Here is a 15,623-nt window from a genome sequence, read left to right on the forward strand (position 1 = left end):
GCTCAGCGGGCGCACGCAGCGGCGTGAGCACCCGCGGCAGCAGCCGCGAGGAACGGGGCGGGGTCAACATCCAGACCCCGCCCCATCGTCGTCAGGCCCACCGGTGAGGTGCGCAGGGCGTCGAGCAGGCCCTCGGCGGGGACCTCGACGGGGGTGAGGGTGGCGCGGGCACCGGAGACGAGGTCGGCGACCTGGCGGCGCACGAGGGCGTCGAGGTCGGCGTCGGGCAGCGTGGTCAGGGGGACGTCGGCCGCGGTGAGCAGCGCGCGCCCGTAGGCCGTACGGCTGTGGTGGCTGATGCCGAGGTGCCGTTCGCGCCGGTCGGTGCCGGAGACGCGCAGCGAGGCGATGCCCCGGCCGCCGAGGACGTCGACGGCGTGCAGCGCGTCGGCGCAGGCGACACCCGAGTAGCCCCAGCGCGTGCCGGTGCCGACGTTCCCCGGCCCCTGGGCGACGACGACGACGTCGGCCCGCACGACGTGCCGGGCGGCGAGCAGCCCGGTGTGGGTCGTCACGGCCTCGTGGTCACCGCCGAACGCCTGGCCGACGGTGAGGGTGGCCGCGAGCCACCCCGCGTCGGTGAGCCCGGCCACGGCGCGCGAGAAGGCGGCGGGCAGCGCGCCCCCGTCGGTCATGACGTAGGCGACGCGGGCGTCAGGGGCCACGTGGCGGACCCCGGCGACGACGGCCGGTAGGGCCGAGTGGAGGTCGGCCACGACGACGGGCAGGCCGTCGAGGTCGTCGGCGCCGGCCAGCACGGCGTGGTGCGGGCTGTCCTGCTCGTCGACGGCGAGGAGCATCTGCTGCAGCGGGGTGTAGCGCGCCTTGACGATGTGGCCCGCACCGGTCTCGGGGTCGTCAGGCAGCGCGTCGGTGCGGGCGACGACGAACGCCAGCCCGCCGGTGCCCAGGCCGCGCAGCAGGGCCGAGGCGTTGAGGAGGACGCGCTCGCCGGTCGCGGGGACGCCCACCATCGCGGTGTAGGCCAGCGCGCGGACCTCGTCGCCCCCCGCTGCCGCGACCCCCTCGAGGGCCACCCGGAGCTCGACGGCCCCCGGCCAGCGCCGGACCTCGCCGACCACGGTCCCGGCTCGCCACTGCATCACGGTCGGCAGCGTATCCGTCGGGTAGCGTCTGGCGGGTGAGCAGCGAGTCCGGGGGAGGTGCGCCGAGCGCGGCCCAGGTCAAGACCGAGCGGCTGCTCAACCTCGTCCTCGTGCTGCTCTACACGCGACGGCCCATGAGCAAGGCCCAGATCCGCCAGCTCGTGCCGCAGTACGGGACCTCGGCGTCGACCGAGGCGTTCGAGAGGATGTTCGAGCGCGACAAGGACGAGCTGCGCGAGCTCGGCATCCCGCTGGTCACCGAGGACATCGACCCGCTCCACGAGGACGAGCCCGGCTACCGCATCCACCAGCGCGAGTACGCCCTCCCGGACATCCCGTTCGAGCCCGACGAGCTGGCCGTGCTGGGTCTGGCCAGCCGGGTCTGGGCGCAGGCGTCGCTGGCCGGTCCCGCCGCCCAGGCGCTGCGCAAGCTTCGGGCCGCCGGGGTCGAGCGCGACGTCGACGCCCTCATCGGGATCGAGCCGCGGCTGCGGACCACCGAGCCCGCGTTCGACGCCGTCAAGGACGGCGTCGTGCGCCGGGTTCCGCTGCGGTTCTCCTACCGCCGCCCGGAGGCCGAGGAGGCCACCGAGCGCCGCGTGCAGCCGTGGTCGCTCATCTCGTGGCACGGCCGCTGGTACCTCAACGCCTTCGACGAGGACCGCGGCGCCGCGCGCGTCTTCCGCCTGTCCCGGATCACCGGGCCGGTGCGCACCTCCGGTCGGGCCGGGTCCTTCGAGGTCCCCGCCGACCACGAGCCCGAGCTGATGGTCGCCCGCGTGGCCGGGTCGCCCTCCACCCAGCCCAGCCCGGCGGTGCTGCGGGTCCGCCGCGGCGCGGGGCACAGCCTGCGCCGTCGCGCCCGCACCGTCGGCGAGGTCGACGACACCTGGGACCTCGTCGACCTCGACTACCACGACCTCGAGGACTTCGCCGAGCAGGTCGCCGGCTACGGCGCCGACGTCGTCGCCGAGCAGCCCACCGACCTCGTCCACGCCGTGGCCCGCCGCCTGCGCGGTGCGCTCGTCGCCCACGGGGCGGGGGAGCGCTGATGGCCGGCGCCACCCAGGAGACCGCGACCGCGCGGCTCGCCCGGCTGCTGACGATGGTGCCGTGGCTGCTCAACCGCCAGGGCATCGACGTCCAGCAGGCCGCCGATGACCTCGGGGTCAGCGTCGAGCAGCTCGAGGCCGACCTCCAGCTGCTCTTCCTCTGCGGCTACGGGCAGATGCCCGACGAGCTCATCGAGGCCGACTGGGAGGGCGGGAAGGTCTTCGTCGGCAACGCCGACACCATCGCGCGCCCGCTGCGCCTCGGCGTCGACGAGGCCGTGACCCTCATGGTCGGCCTGCGGACGCTGCGCGAGGTCCCGGGCCTCGACGAGCGCGACGCCGTGGAGCGCGCCCTGGCCAAGCTCGAGGACGCCGCGGGCAGCGCCGGAGCCCCGGCCAGCCGGGTGCGCGCCGAGGTCGACGACGGCACCTCGGCCGAGCTGCTCACCAGGGCCCGCCAGGCCATCGCCACCCGCCGCCGCGTCCACCTGCGCTACCTCGTGCCGGCCCGTGACGAGAGCACCGAGCGCGACGTCGACCCGATGCGCGTCGTCGGCGACGACGGCCGATGGTACCTCGAGGGCTGGTGCCACCGCGCCGAGGACACCCGCCTGTTCCGCATGGACCGCGTCGAGGAGCTCACGGTCCTCGACGTCGACGGCACGCCGCCCGAGGGCGCCCGCGAGCGCGACCTCGCCGACGGCACCTTCCGGCCGGGTCCCGACGACCTCGTCGTCACGGTCCGGCTGCTGCCCGGCGCCACGTGGATCGCCGACTACTACCCGGTGGAGTCGTCCACCGACGTCCCGGCCGCCGACGGTGGCGGGCTCACCGTGCAGATCCGCACGGCCGACACCGCGTGGCTGCGCCGCCTGGTCTGGCGGATGGGCGGGCGCGCCGTCGTCCTCGACCCGCCGGAGGTCGTCGCCGAGGTCGTCGGCGGAGCGGGCGACGCCCTGGCCGCCTACCCCGCGTCCGCCGGAGAGGGCTGAGCCGTGCTGCCGTGGTGGGGCTGGGTGCTCCTGTGGGTCGTGCTCCTCGTGGCCAGCGGGCTGTGGTTGTTCGTCCTCGCGCGCCGGGTGTGGGGCAAGACGAAGGCGCTCACGCGCGAGCTGTCGCGGGCGAGTGCGCTGGTCGCCGAGCTCGAGACCCGGGTCGACGAGCTGCGCGACGCCGACCCGCCGCCCACAGCGGTGACACAGGCCCCGTCCAGACTCCGGGAGGAGTATCGGGCGCAGCGCGCCGAGCAGGCCGCGGTGAGACGGTCCCGTCGAGCCGAACGGATGCCCCGGTGGGCACGCGTAGACTGAACAACGACCTCAGGCGACACATCAGGAGTTGAACCCCCATGGGCAGGATCGGACCCACCGAGATCATCATCATCGCGGTGCTGATCATCGTGATCTTCGGCTGGAAGCGGCTTCCCGATGCCGCCCGCAGCCTCGGCCGCTCGGCTCGGGTGTTCAAGTCCGAGGTCGACGAGATGAAGAAGGACAACGAGAAGAAGTCCGAGGCCTCGGGCCAGACCGTCAAGAGCGAGTCGATCGAGCCGACCTCCACCGTCGACCGCGCCGTCCCCACCACTGACGGCAACGCGGTGCACGAGAACGCCCCGCGCACCGACAACCAGTCCGGCCCGGTGGCCTGACCCCTTCTCGCTGACACTCCATGGCCCGACTGCGCCGTCGTCCGCGCGAGCCCGAAGGGCGGATGACGCTCGGCGAGCACTTCCGTGAGTTCCGGCGCCGGCTGTTCATCGCCGCCGGTGCCGTCCTCGTCGCCTCGGTCGTCGCGGGCATCTACTACGACCGCGTCTTCGACCTGCTGACCGACCCGTTCTACGAGTATGCGCGGTCCAACCCCTCGGTCGAGGCGAGCATCAACTTCGCCGAGGCGACGAGCGCGCTGTCGAACTTGATCAGCCTGTCGATCTTCGTCGGCGTCATGGTCGCGAGCCCGATCTGGCTCTACCAGGCCTGGGCGTTCATCGTCCCGGGCCTGACCCGCAAGGAGAAGCGGATCTCGCTCGCCTTCCTCGGCGCCACGATCCCGCTGTTCCTCCTCGGCTGCGGCCTCGCCTACGCGATCCTCCCGCAGTCGCTGTCGATCCTCTACGGGCTCAGCCCGGCGGGCACCTCGAACATCCAGGGTGCCTCGATGTACTTCTCGTTCGTCACGCGGTTCATCCTGGTGTTCGGCATCGGCTTCCTCTTCCCGGTGATCCTCGTGGGCCTCAACGCGATCGGGGCGATGCCGGCGACGCGCCTCATCAAGGGCTGGCGGGTGGCGGTCGTCCTCATCTTCGTCTTCGCCGCCGTGGCCACCCCCACCGCCGACCCGTTCACGATGTTCGTGTTCGCGGCGCCGTTGACGGCGCTCTACTTCGGCGCGTGGCTGGTCTGCCGGCTGCTCGACAAGCGCAAGGCCGCCAGCCGTCCCGACTGGCTCGACGTCGACGACACCGAGGCCTCTGCCCTCTGACGTCGGTCCTGCACTAGCCTCACGGCCATGCCGCGACGCCTGGGGATGATCGTCAACCCGACGTCGGGGAAGAACACCGGCGCCCGGATCGGGTTGGAGGCACTCACCCTGCTGCGCGCGGCCGGGGTCGAGCTCGTCGACCTCAGCGCCGCCGACGCCCGCGGGGCCACGGAGAAGGGCCGCGCCGCGATCGCCGAGGGCGCCATCGACGCCCTCGTCGTCGCCGGGGGGGACGGGATGGTCCACCTCGGCGCCAACCTCTGCGCGGGCACCGACGTGCCGCTCGGCATCATCGCGGCGGGCACCGGCAACGACGTCGCCCGCGAGCTCGGGCTCCCGGTGCGCGACGCCGCGAAGGCCGTGGAGCGGCTCCTGGCCGGCGGCACCCGGGCCGTGGACGCCGCGCGGCACACCACTCCCACGGGCGAGACGAAGTGGTTCGTCGGCGTGCTGGCCGCCGGGTTCGACGCCGTGGTGAACGAGCGGGCCAACACGTGGCGCTGGCCCAAGGGGCAGATGCGCTACAACCTCGCGATCCTGCGCGAGCTGCCGGTGTTCCGGGCGATCCCGTACCGGGTCGTCCTCGACGGCCGCGAGGTCCGTACCGACGCCATGCTCGTCGCCGTCGGCAACGGCCCGTCGTACGGCGGTGGCATGAAGGTGACACCGGACGCCCTCTTCGACGACGGCCTGCTCGACGTCCTCGTCCTGCACCGGATCGGCACCCCTGAGTTCCTGCGCGTCTTCCCGACGGTCTTCAAGGGCACCCACACCTCCCATCCGGCGGTCGAGGTGCTGCGCGCCCGAGAGGTCCGGCTGGAGGCCACCGGCATCGTCGCCTACGCCGACGGCGAGCGCTTCGGCCCGCTGCCGATGACGGTCGAGGCCGTGCCCGGCGCGCTCACCGTCCTCGCCTGACCGCTGACGTAGCCTGAGGCCATGCCCAGCCCCGCCGAGCGGTACGCCGCGGCCCGTGCCCGGACACGCCGGGAGAGCTCCGAGGTCGCGCGGTTCACCGCCGGGCTCGACTTCCCCCTCGACGAGTTCCAGCTGACCGCCTGCGAGGCGGTGGAGGAGGGCAGGGGCGTCCTCGTCGCAGCGCCCACCGGCGCCGGCAAGACCATCGTCGGCGAGTTCGCAGTGCACCTCGCCCTGGCCACCGGTCGCAAGGCGTTCTACACCACGCCCATCAAGGCCCTGTCGAACCAGAAGTACCACGACCTCGTGCGCGTCCACGGCGCCGACAAGGTCGGCCTGCTCACCGGCGACTCGTCGGTGAACGGCGAGGCCCCCGTCGTCGTCATGACGACCGAGGTGCTGCGCAACATGATGTACGCGGGCTCCTCGACGCTGCACGGCCTCGGCTTCGTCGTCATGGACGAGGTCCACTACCTCGCCGACCGGTTCCGCGGCGCCGTGTGGGAGGAGGTCATCATCCACCTCCCCGAGCACGTGCAGGTCATCTCCCTGTCAGCGACCGTGAGCAACGCGGAGGAGTTCGGCGACTGGCTCGCCGAGGTGCGCGGCAACCACGAGGTCGTCGTCTCCGAGCACCGGCCGGTGCCCCTGTTCCAGCACATGCTCGTCGGCACGACGATGTACGACCTGTTCGCCGGCAACCGTGTCGACCCCGACCTGCTCGACGCCATCCGCACGGCAGAGCAGCGCGGCCGCTTCGACGAGGTCGGTCGCGCCGGTGGGCGGGGTGGCCCACCGGCCCGCACCCAGGGCCGAGGACGCGGCGGCGTCGGCGGTGGCAGCCGGGGCCGGTCGCACGGCGGCGGACGCGGGCCCGGCGGTGGCGACGGCGGTCGCGGGTTCGCGCGGGGTGGCCGACCCGGCGGGGGAGCGACCCGCGCCGAGGTCATCGAGGAGCTCGACCGTGACGGGCTGCTGCCCGCCATCACCTTCATCTTCAGCCGGGTCGGCTGCGACGCCGCCGTCGGCCAGCTGCTCGCCGCCGGCACCCGCCTCATCCCCGAGAAGGAGGGGCTGCGGATCCGCCGGCACGTCGAGGAGCGGGTCGAGTCGCTGGCGGAGGAGGACCTCGGCGTCCTCGGCTACTGGGACTTCGTCGAGGGGCTGTCGCGCGGTTTCGCGGCGCACCACGCCGGGATGCTGCCCCTGTTCCGCGAGATCGTCGAGGAGCTGTTCACCGCCACCCGCATCCGGGCCGTGTTCGCCACGGAGACACTGGCGCTCGGCATCAACATGCCGGCGCGCACGGTGGTCCTCGAGAAGCTGGTGAAGTTCAACGGCGAGGCGCACGTCGACATCACGCCGGCCGAGTACACGCAGCTCACCGGCCGCGCGGGCCGCCGCGGCATCGACATCGAGGGGCACGCGGTCGTGCAGTGGGCGCGCGGGGTCGACCCGATGGCGGTCGGCGGCCTGGCGTCGACCCGCACCTACCCGTTGCGCTCCAGCTTCCGGCCGACGTACAACATGGCCGTCAACCTCGTGGCCCAGGTCGGGCGCGAGGTGGCTCGCGAGATCCTCGAGACCTCGTTCGCCCAGTTCCAGGCCGACCGCGCGGTGGTCGGCATCGCGACCTCGGTGCGCCGCAACGAGGAAGGCCTCGAGGGCTACGCCGAGGCCATGCACTGCCACCTCGGCGACTTCCGCGAGTACGCCGAGCTGCGCCGCCGCATCGCCGACGCCGAGAAGGACGGGGCGAAGGCTCGCTCGGCCTCGCGCCGGGCCGAGGCCGCGGTGTCGATGGAGCAGCTGCGGATCGGCGACGTCATCCGCATCCCGGCCGGGCGGCGCGCGGGGTGGGCGGTCGTCGTCCAGCCGGCGCGCACCGGCAAGGGCGCGCCCACCGGGCCCGCGGTCGTCACCGAGGACAAGCAGTTCCGGCGCCTCACCCTCGTCGACGTGCCCGAGGCCGTGGAGTCGGTGGCGACGGTGAAGGTGCCGCCGCACTTCAACCCCAAGTCGCCCAAGAGCCGGCGCGACCTCGCCACCTCGCTGCGCATCGCCGTGCCGCACGGGTTCGACGAGTCGCCCCGGCGCCGGGCGGCCCGTGACGCCGCCGTGGCCGCGGGCGAGACCGAGCGGGTGGCCGCGCTGCGCCAGGAGCTCAAGGCGCACCCCTGCCACCAGTGCCCCGACCGCGAGACGCACGCCCGCTGGGCCGAGCGCTGGTGGCGCCTCAAGCGCGAGACCGTGGGGCTGCAGCGCAAGGTCGAGGGCCGCACGAACACCGTGGCCCGCACCTTCGACCGGATCTGTGACGCCCTCGAGGCCCGCGGCTACCTCGAGGAGGCGGGCACCGTCGTCACCGAGCGGGGGGAGCGGCTGCGGCGGCTCTACACCGAGAAGGACCTGCTGGCCGCCGAGTGCCTGCGCCACGACGTGTGGAAGCGGCTCGACGCCCCCGGGCTCGCGGCCGCGGTGTCGGCGCTGGTCCACGAGCCGCGCCACGAGCAGGCCGAGGTCTCGCCCCGGATGCCGAACGACGAGGTCGCCGAGGCGGTGACCGCGATGGCGCGGCTGTGGTCGGAGATCGAGGACCTCGAGACCGAGCACGACCTGCCGACGACGTCGATGCCCGACGGTGGCATGGCCTGGATGGTGCACCGGTGGGCGTCGGGGGAGCGGCTCGACGCCGTCCTGCGCGGCCAGGACATCGCCGCGGGTGACTTCGTGCGGCGGTGCAAGCAGCTCGTCGACCTCCTCGACCAGGTGTCGAAGGCGGCCACCGACGACGAGCTGCGTCGCACCGCGCGCAAGGCCGTCGACGCGGTGCTGCGCGGCGTCGTCGCCGCCGACCGCCTCGACTGACGCCTCAGCCCTTGACGTCGCCGATCCGGATGGGGTTGCCGAACGGGTCGCGGATCCCGAAGTCGCGGCCGTACGGCTGCTCGACGATCTCCTGCATCACCTCGGCGCCCGCGGCGACGACCCGGGCGTAGGCGGCGTCGACGTCATCGGTGGTGAAGGCCAGCCAGCCGCCGCCGGCGCCCTTGCTCACGAGGTTGCGGATCTGCTCGGCCGTCGCCTCGTCGTGCGCCGGGGCGCCGGGCTTCTCGAGGAGGATGATCTTGTCGTCGCCGGGCACCCGGACGGTGAGCCACCGCATGGGTCCGAAGTCCATGTCCTGGGCGACCTCGAGGCCCAGGACCTCGGTGTAGAACCGCAGTGCCTCGTCCTGATCGAGGACGAAGATCGACGAGATGTTGTTGCTGGTCAACATGATTGGCGTTCCCTTCGGATGGTCCGTGCTGTCGAGGACGACGCTACGAGTCCGACACGACGGGCCGCTTCTCCGAAAGTGCGCTCGTCGGACTCCGTCACCGTACGGTGGGCCGGTGGGAGTCGCCGAGGAGGACCGCAACCGCCGGCTGCTGCGGGCCCGCGACGCCATCGACCGCCGCTCGACCGAGGCCCTCGACGTCGACGCCCTCGCCGCCGTCGCGTTCATGGCGCGGGCGCACTTCATCCGCGAGTTCAAGAAGGCCTTCGGCGAGACCCCTCACCGCTACCTCCAGCGCCGCCGGATCGAACGCGCCATGACGCTCCTGAGGACCACCGACACGCCGGTGACCGACGTCTGCATGGAGGTCGGCTTCTCGAGCCTGGGGACGTTCAGCCGCACCTTCACCGACATCGTCGGGGTGTCACCGAGCGAGTTCCGCACCGGACCCGACCCGGCGACGTCGTTCGTGCCGACCGCGTTCCGGATGAGGTGGACCCGCCCCGCCGGTCCGCGCGGCGGTCGGGACGCGCAGCCCCGCGACCCGCGGGTCAGCCCAGACCCAGGGCCGTGAGGACGCGCTTGACCGGGTTCTCGATGCCGTAGTCCGTCGCGAGCCGCTCGAGGGCCGCGGGGTCGGCGACGGCCCTCGGCAGCGCGAGGTCGACCTGCGCCACCGGGGCGTCGGGGGCGACCCGCACGACGGTCGGCGCGACATCGAGGTAGGCGCTCGCGGCCTCGAGGTTGGTGCGACGGGCGCCCTTGATGGCGGGGTCGCCGTTGTCGACGGCCGCCCGCAGCCCGGCGAGCGAGCCGTACTGGGCGATCAGCGCCGCGGCGGTCTTGTCACCGATGCCCTTGACGCCGGGGAGCCCGTCGCTGGTGTCACCGCGCAGCACCGACATCTCGAGGTACGCCTCGCCGGTGTCGACCCCGTACTTCTCGCGCAGGAGGTCCTGCGTGGCGAGGTCGGGCTCGCGCACCCCGCCGCGCCCGGTGTACAGCACCCGGATGGCGTGGGCGTCGTCGACGAGCTGGAGCAGGTCGCGGTCGCCGGTGACGACGTCGACCGGCATCACCCCGCGGTGCCGGGCGGTGAGCGTGCCGATGACGTCGTCGGCCTCGAAGCCCGGCGCCCCCAGCCGCGCGATCCCGATCGCGGCCAGGGCCTCGCGGATGAGCGGGACCTGCGGGGTGAGGCCGTCGGGGCTCTCCTCCGCGACGGCCGACCCCTCGGTGAGGCGGTGGGTCTTGTACGTGGGGACGAGGTCGACGCGCCACTGGGGCCGCCAGTCGTCGTCCCAGCACGCCACGAGGTGCGTGGGCCGGTGGGCCGTGACGAGCGTGGCGATCATGTCGAGGAAGCCGCGCAGCGCGTTGGTGGGCGGCTCGTCCTCCGACGCGCGCTGGTCCGGGACCCCGAAGAAGGCACGGAAGTACAGCGAGGCGGAGTCGAGGAGGAGGAGGCGGTCCGGCATGGCCCGAGGGTAGCCGCCCGGCCGAGGGGCGAGCCGGTCACGGTGGGTTCACCCGCTGGCCACTACCCTGTGCACGTGGAAGACCTCGATCGTCGAATCGTCGACCTCCTCGCCAAGGACGGCAGGATCAGCTACACCGACCTCGGCAAGGCGCTCGGCATGTCCACCTCAGCCGTGCACCAACGCGTGCGTCGGCTCGAGCAGCGGGGCGTGGTCAAGGGGTACACCGCCAAGCTCGACCACCAGGCCCTCGGCCAGCAGATCACCGCGTTCATCTCCATCACGCCGATCGACCCCGCCGCACCCGACGACATCCCCGACCGGCTGCGCGACATCAGGGCCATCGAGGAGTGCCACTCCGTCGCCGGCGACGAGAACTACATCCTCAAGGTGCGCGTCGCGACCCCGAGCGAGCTCGAGGACCTCATCGCCCAGGTGCGCGGCGCCGCGCACGTCAGCACCCGCACCACGGTCGTCCTCTCCACCCCCTGGGAGTGACCCGGGCCCTCAGCGGGCGATGTCGGCCACGGTCGCGCCGGTGACCGCGACGAGGTCGATGGGGGAGAGGCCGAGGTCGAGGCCGCGTCGCCCTCCGGAGACGTAGACGACGTCGAACAGCTCGGCGCTCTCGTCGACCACGGTCGGCAGCGCGCGCTTCTGCCCCACGGGGGAGATGCCGCCGAGGACGTAGCCCGAGGACCGCTGCGCCGCAGCCGGATCCGCCATCGACACCTTCTTGGCACCGATGGCTCCCGCCATCGCCTTGAGGTCGAGGGAACCCGCGACCGGGACGACGGCGACGGCCAGCCCGGCGCCGGTGTCGACGACGAGCGTCTTGAACACCTGCTCCGCCGGCAGCCCGAGCACCTCGGCGGCCTCGAGCCCGAAGGACCGTGCGGAGGGGTCGTGCTCGTAGGTGTGCTGGGTGAACGCGACTCCTGCCGCGGTGAGGGCGACGGTCGCCGGCGTGCCGGAGGCTTCTCGGTGGGCCACGGCCCGAGGCTACGGCCACCATCCCGCGACGTCTTGCGAACCACCCACCTCCAGGGCCGTCCAGGACGGCGATCGAGGTGGGTGGTTCGCAATCAGTCGGATGGAGGGAGGTCGACTGTTACCTCGCGACGTCAGAAGGCGAGGTCCTTGGCCGACGCCGCGCGGCTCGCACCGGCACCGACGAGGGCGGCCTCGTGGACCTCGGCCTCGTCGTGCTGCGCACGCCACCACGCCTGGCCCTCGGCGGGGAGGGTGTAGATCGGGTCGTGGTAGACGTACTCGCGCGACAGGGCCTGCTCGTCGGTGGCCTCGATCGAGGTGCGGTAGTGCTTGCGCCAGAACGACATCCCGCGCACCTTGTCGTAGGTCTCGACCTGGTGCACCCAGCGCTTCCCGACGAACGGGACGTCGCAGACGATGCGCGGCGTGGCGAACCCGGGGAGGTAGCCCATGATCGCGTGCTGCAGCTCCTGCGCCTCGCGCAGCGAGACCCGCCAGTGCTCGGAGAACGGGATCATGTCGCACATGTAGAAGTAGTACGGCGTGATCATGGCCTCGTCCTGGAGGGCGAAGCAGAGGTCGAGCAGCGCCTCGGGGGAGTTGTTGACCCCCCGCATGAGGACGCCCTGGTTGCGCACGTCGCGCACGCCCGCCTCGAGCATCGTCGTGGCCGCCTTGGCGACCAGCGGGGTCACCGACTGCGCGGCGTTGACGTGCGTGTGGATGGCCAGCGACACCCCGCGCGAGCGCGCCCGCGCGGACACGCGCGCCACGCCCTCGACGACATCGGGCTGGAGCCAGTGCTGCGGCAGACCCATGAGCGCCTTGGTGGCGAGCCGGATGTCGCGGATGGTCGGGACCTCGAGGAGCCGGTCGAGGAAGGCCTCGAGGTTCTTCCACGGCATGTTCGCGACGTCGCCCCCTGACACGACGACGTCGCGAACACCCGGGGTCCGGTGCAGGTAGTCGAGCATCGCCGCGTAGCGGTCGACCGGCTTGCCCGCGAGCTTGAGCTTGGCCACCTGCGGGGTGGAGTTGCCGACGAGGTCCATGCGCGTGCAGTGGCCGCAGTACTGCGGACACGTCGGCAGCATCTCGGCGAGGACCTTGGTGGGGTAGCGGTGGGTGAGCCCCTCGACCGCCCACATGTCGTGCTCGTGGAGGGAGTCGCGGGTGGCGAAGGGGTGGCTCGGCCAGTCGGTGCGGCGGTCGGAGAACACCGGGAACATGTAGCGACGCACCGGGTCGGCGTAGAACGCGTCGGTGAACTCGGCGCCCGCGCTCGGCATGGGGTCGTGGGTGGCGGGGACCATCGTGTTGACCATCTGCGGCGGGACGAGCATCGACATCGTCGCCCTCTCGGCCTGGTCGCGCTCGAGGTCGGCGTAGAAGCGGTCCTCGAGGAGGTCGCCCATCACGGCGCGCAGCTGACCCACGTTCTTCACGCAGTGCGCGCGCTGCCACTGGGCGTCGGCCCACTCGGCGGCGGTGACCTCACGCCATCCGGGCAGTCGGGTCCAGTCGGGCTCAATCAGCTCACGCCGCCGGTAGGCGTACGGCTGGTCGATGATCGTCGTCATGGGTGGCAGGATACGCAATGGATGACGCCCACGTCACGCTCTCACCGCAAATACTGCGGCCGCGTGTCGGATGACGAGGAGATTCTTGATGCGCACCACTCCGTCCTCCCCGGTCGGCCTGCACCGGGTGACCGAGCCCGCCGGAGCGGCCCTGCCCCAGGCCGCCCGCGTCCTCGACGCCGGCCCCGAGCTGTGGCCCGACGAGGTCCGCATCGACGTCGAGACGCTCAACCTCGACGCCGCCTCGTTCCGCCAGCTCAGCGAGAAGCACGAGGGCGACGGAGCCGCCGTGCGCGCCGAGGTGCTCGCGATCGTCGCCGAGCGCGGAAAGATGCAGAACCCGGTCACCGGCTCGGGCGGCATGCTCATCGGCACGGTGGCCGAGGTCGGCCCCGAGTCGCCGCTCGGCCTCACCGCGGGCGACCGGGTGGCCACACTCGTGTCCCTCTCCCTGACCCCGCTCACCCTCACCGACGGCCTCGAGCGCTGGGACGGGCGCTCCGAGCGCGTCCCCGCCGCCGGCACGGCGGTCCTCTTCGGCCGCTCCATCGCCGCGCGCCTGCCCGTGGACCTCACGCCCGACCTCGCCCTCATGGTCATGGACGTCTGCGGCGCACCGGCGCTCGTCACCCGCGTCGTCGCCGACCACGTCGCGCGGGGGAGCGCACCCACCGTGGCCGTGCTCGGGGCGGCCGGCAAGTCCGGGTCGCTGTCGCTCGCCGCGGCCCGCGCCGCTGGAGCCGGCCGCACCATCGGCGTGGTGCCGTTCGAGGCCGAGGCCGCCCGGCTGCGCCCCACCGGCCTCGCCGACGAGGTCGTCATCGCCGACGCCCGGTCCCCGCTGGGGCTCTCGGAGGCCGTGGCGGCCGCGGGCGGACCGGCCGACGTCACCGTCGTCTGCGTCGACGTCCCCGGCTGCGAGCAGCCGGCCATCCTCGCCACCGCCCAGGGCGGCACGATCATCTACTTCTCCATGGCCACGAGCTTCTCGGCCGCGGCGCTGGGTGCCGAGGGGCTGGCCGCCGACGTCACGATGCTCGTCGGCAACGGGTTCGTCCCGGGTCACGCCGACCTCGCCCTCGACCTCCTGCGCGGCACGCCGGCGGTGCGCTCGCTCTTCGAGTCCCGCCTCGCCGCGGAGGCGTAGCCGCACCCCTCCTAGAGTGGCGCGCATGCCGACGACCCTCTACCGCCGCGGGCGGGTCCGGACCCCCGACCACCCGGGCGCCACGGCCCTCGTCGTCGGGGACCAGGGCACGCTCGTGTGGCTGGGCGACGAGGCCGGCGCCGACACCCACGCTCCGGTCGTCGACCACGTCGTCGACCTCGACGGCGCCCTCGTCCTGCCGGGCTTCGTCGACGCCCACGCCCACGTCTCGCACACCGGCCTCGGGCTGCGCAGCGTCGACCTCGCGGGCACCCGCACGGTCACCGAGGCCCTCGACCTGATCGCCGGGGCGGCCCGCGCCGGTCGCGGCCGCCCGGTCTTCGCCCACGGCTGGCAGGAGCAGGACTGGACCGGCGGCCGGCCGATGACGCGCCGCGAGCTCGACCGCGCCAGCGCCGGCGGAGTCGTCTACGCCTCGCGCATCGACGGCCACTCGGCCGTGGCCTCGAGCGCCCTCGTCGCCGCCTCCGGGGCCGACCACCTCGACGGCTGGTCCGACGACGGCTTCCTCGTGCGCGACGCGAAGAACGCCGCCCGCGCCGCGTTCGACGGCTCGCGCACCGGTACCCAACGCCGCGAGGACGTCGAGCTCGCCCTGCGCACCGCCGCCGCCCAGGGTGTCGTCGCCGTGCACGAGTGCGGCGGGCCCCTGCTCACCTCCGCCGACGACTTCGCCGACGTCCTCGCGCTCGGCGCCCGGCCGGACCTCCCGGCCACGGTCGGCTACTGGGCCGAAGCCGTGTCCGAGCCGGAGCAGGCCCGCGCCCTCGTGGCCCTGCACGGCGCCCACGGGCTGGCCGGTGACCTCAACGTCGACGGCTCCATCGGGTCGCACACCGCGCTGCTGCGCGCCGACTACGCCGACGAGCCGGGCTGCCGCGGGACGGCGTACCGCGACGTCGCCGGCGTGCGCGACCACGTCGCGGCGTGCGCACTCGCCGGCGTGCAGAACGGCTTCCACGTCATCGGCGACGCGGGCCTCGACCTCGTGCTCGAGGGCTACGAGGCGGCCGCCGCCCTCGTGGGCGCCGATGTCGTCCGCGCCTCGCGCCCGCGTCTCGAGCACGCGGAGATGCTCGACACCGAGGGCGTGCGCCGGATGGCGCGCCTCGGCATCGCCGCGAGCGTCCAGCCCGCGTTCGACGCCGCGTGGGGCGGCCCCGAGGGGATGTACGCCCAGCGGCTCGGGCCGGAGCGCGTCCCGGGCATCAACCCGTTCGCGACGATGGCCCGCGAGGGCGTTGCCCTGGCCTTCGGGTCCGACGCACCGGTCACCGCCTTCTCGCCGTGGGCCGGCATCCGCGCCGCGGCCGACCACCGCGACCCCGACCAGCGGGTCGACGTCGCCACCGCGCTCGACGCCCACACCCGGGGCGGGTGGGCCGCGGCGGGCGCCGACGGGGGAGTCCTGCGCGTCGGCGCGGCCGCGACGTTCGCGGCCTGGGCCGTCACGGCCACGGACGGCGACGGGCTGCCCGTGGTCGGGGGAGGGGCGCCCCTGCCGATCCTCCGGATGACGGTGGCGGACGGCGTCGTCCTCCACGACACCCGAGCCTGACCCAGCGAC

General features: G+C 73.5%; 16 protein-coding genes. 11 read left to right on the forward strand and 5 right to left on the reverse strand.

Annotation, left to right across the window (positions count from 1 at the left end; translation table 11 throughout):
- Window positions 1–2 precede the first annotated feature (2 nt).
- Window positions 3–1,106, reverse strand: coding sequence for a DUF3866 family protein (locus tag ACFLFB_RS10395; protein WP_392542100.1), 1,104 nt, complete (start codon window positions 1,104–1,106; stop codon window positions 3–5).
- Window positions 1,107–1,141: 35 nt separating this feature from the next.
- Here ACFLFB_RS10395 and ACFLFB_RS10400 point away from each other — a divergent pair, with 35 nt between their 5' ends.
- From ACFLFB_RS10400 to ACFLFB_RS10430, 7 genes are read left to right on the forward strand one after another with little or no spacing between them, the layout of a single operon-like run.
- Window positions 1,142–2,158 carry a helix-turn-helix transcriptional regulator gene (locus ACFLFB_RS10400; RefSeq protein ID WP_392542101.1) on the forward strand — a complete coding sequence of 339 codons (1,017 nt, stop codon included), beginning with the start codon at window positions 1,142–1,144 and terminating at the stop codon, window positions 2,156–2,158.
- Complete coding sequence (locus ACFLFB_RS10405; RefSeq protein WP_392542102.1) at window positions 2,158–3,150, forward strand: helix-turn-helix transcriptional regulator; 993 nt, start codon at window positions 2,158–2,160, stop codon at window positions 3,148–3,150. Before ACFLFB_RS10400 ends, ACFLFB_RS10405 begins: the two co-directional genes overlap by 1 nt.
- 3 nt (window positions 3,151–3,153) lie before the next feature.
- Window positions 3,154–3,468 (forward strand): hypothetical protein, encoded by a 315-nt coding sequence (locus ACFLFB_RS10410; RefSeq protein WP_392542103.1) that lies wholly within the window; start codon window positions 3,154–3,156, stop codon window positions 3,466–3,468.
- 38 nt (window positions 3,469–3,506) lie between these two features.
- The gene (gene tatA / locus ACFLFB_RS10415; RefSeq protein WP_392542104.1) at window positions 3,507–3,806 is read left to right on the forward strand and encodes a Sec-independent protein translocase subunit TatA; all 300 of its coding nucleotides are present in this window, start codon (window positions 3,507–3,509) and stop codon (window positions 3,804–3,806) included.
- A gap of 20 nt (window positions 3,807–3,826) precedes the next feature.
- A complete protein-coding gene (tatC, locus tag ACFLFB_RS10420; protein WP_392542105.1) occupies window positions 3,827–4,639 on the forward strand; it encodes a twin-arginine translocase subunit TatC in 813 nt (270 codons plus the stop codon).
- 27 nt (window positions 4,640–4,666) lie between these two features.
- Window positions 4,667–5,557: a diacylglycerol kinase gene (locus ACFLFB_RS10425; protein ID WP_392542106.1), complete on the forward strand. Its 891-nt coding sequence runs from the start codon at window positions 4,667–4,669 to the stop codon at window positions 5,555–5,557.
- 21 nt (window positions 5,558–5,578) lie between these two features.
- A complete protein-coding gene (locus ACFLFB_RS10430; protein ID WP_392542107.1) occupies window positions 5,579–8,425 on the forward strand; it encodes a DEAD/DEAH box helicase in 2,847 nt (948 codons plus the stop codon).
- A 4-nt stretch (window positions 8,426–8,429) separates the two neighbouring features.
- Here ACFLFB_RS10430 and ACFLFB_RS10435 read toward each other — a convergent pair whose 3' ends face one another.
- Window positions 8,430–8,837: a VOC family protein gene (locus tag ACFLFB_RS10435; protein WP_392542108.1), complete on the reverse strand. Its 408-nt coding sequence runs from the start codon at window positions 8,835–8,837 to the stop codon at window positions 8,430–8,432.
- Between the two features lie 115 nt (window positions 8,838–8,952).
- On the opposite strand from ACFLFB_RS10435, the gene ACFLFB_RS10440 reads away from it, so the two are divergent.
- Window positions 8,953–9,411 (forward strand): helix-turn-helix transcriptional regulator, encoded by a 459-nt coding sequence (locus tag ACFLFB_RS10440; protein ID WP_392542109.1) that lies wholly within the window; start codon window positions 8,953–8,955, stop codon window positions 9,409–9,411.
- Here ACFLFB_RS10440 and ACFLFB_RS10445 read toward each other — a convergent pair.
- Window positions 9,389–10,315: a 5'-3' exonuclease H3TH domain-containing protein gene (locus tag ACFLFB_RS10445; protein WP_392542110.1), complete on the reverse strand. Its 927-nt coding sequence runs from the start codon at window positions 10,313–10,315 to the stop codon at window positions 9,389–9,391. The genes ACFLFB_RS10440 and ACFLFB_RS10445 overlap by 23 nt on opposite strands.
- A 75-nt stretch (window positions 10,316–10,390) precedes the next feature.
- Here ACFLFB_RS10445 and ACFLFB_RS10450 point away from each other — a divergent pair, with 75 nt between their 5' ends.
- Window positions 10,391–10,813, forward strand: coding sequence for an Lrp/AsnC family transcriptional regulator (locus ACFLFB_RS10450; protein ID WP_392542111.1), 423 nt, complete (start codon window positions 10,391–10,393; stop codon window positions 10,811–10,813).
- Window positions 10,814–10,822: 9 nt separating this feature from the next.
- Here ACFLFB_RS10450 and ybaK read toward each other — a convergent pair whose 3' ends face one another.
- Entirely contained in the window at window positions 10,823–11,308 is a 486-nt protein-coding gene (ybaK, locus tag ACFLFB_RS10455) for a Cys-tRNA(Pro) deacylase (RefSeq protein WP_392542112.1), read from the reverse strand.
- A gap of 131 nt (window positions 11,309–11,439) precedes the next feature.
- The gene (locus ACFLFB_RS10460) at window positions 11,440–12,888 is read right to left on the reverse strand and encodes a KamA family radical SAM protein (protein WP_392542113.1); all 1,449 of its coding nucleotides are present in this window, start codon (window positions 12,886–12,888) and stop codon (window positions 11,440–11,442) included.
- Between the two features lie 88 nt (window positions 12,889–12,976).
- Here ACFLFB_RS10460 and ACFLFB_RS10465 point away from each other — a divergent pair, with 88 nt between their 5' ends.
- The gene (locus ACFLFB_RS10465) at window positions 12,977–14,035 is read left to right on the forward strand and encodes an L-erythro-3,5-diaminohexanoate dehydrogenase (RefSeq protein ID WP_392542114.1); all 1,059 of its coding nucleotides are present in this window, start codon (window positions 12,977–12,979) and stop codon (window positions 14,033–14,035) included.
- Window positions 14,036–14,060: 25 nt separating this feature from the next.
- The gene (locus ACFLFB_RS10470; RefSeq protein WP_392542115.1) at window positions 14,061–15,614 is read left to right on the forward strand and encodes an amidohydrolase; all 1,554 of its coding nucleotides are present in this window, start codon (window positions 14,061–14,063) and stop codon (window positions 15,612–15,614) included.
- Window positions 15,615–15,623 lie beyond the last annotated feature (9 nt).

Origin of the sequence: Oryzobacter telluris (assembly GCF_043099285.1) — a bacterium.
GTDB classification, from domain to species: Bacteria; Actinomycetota; Actinomycetes; order Actinomycetales; family Dermatophilaceae; genus Oryzobacter; species Oryzobacter telluris.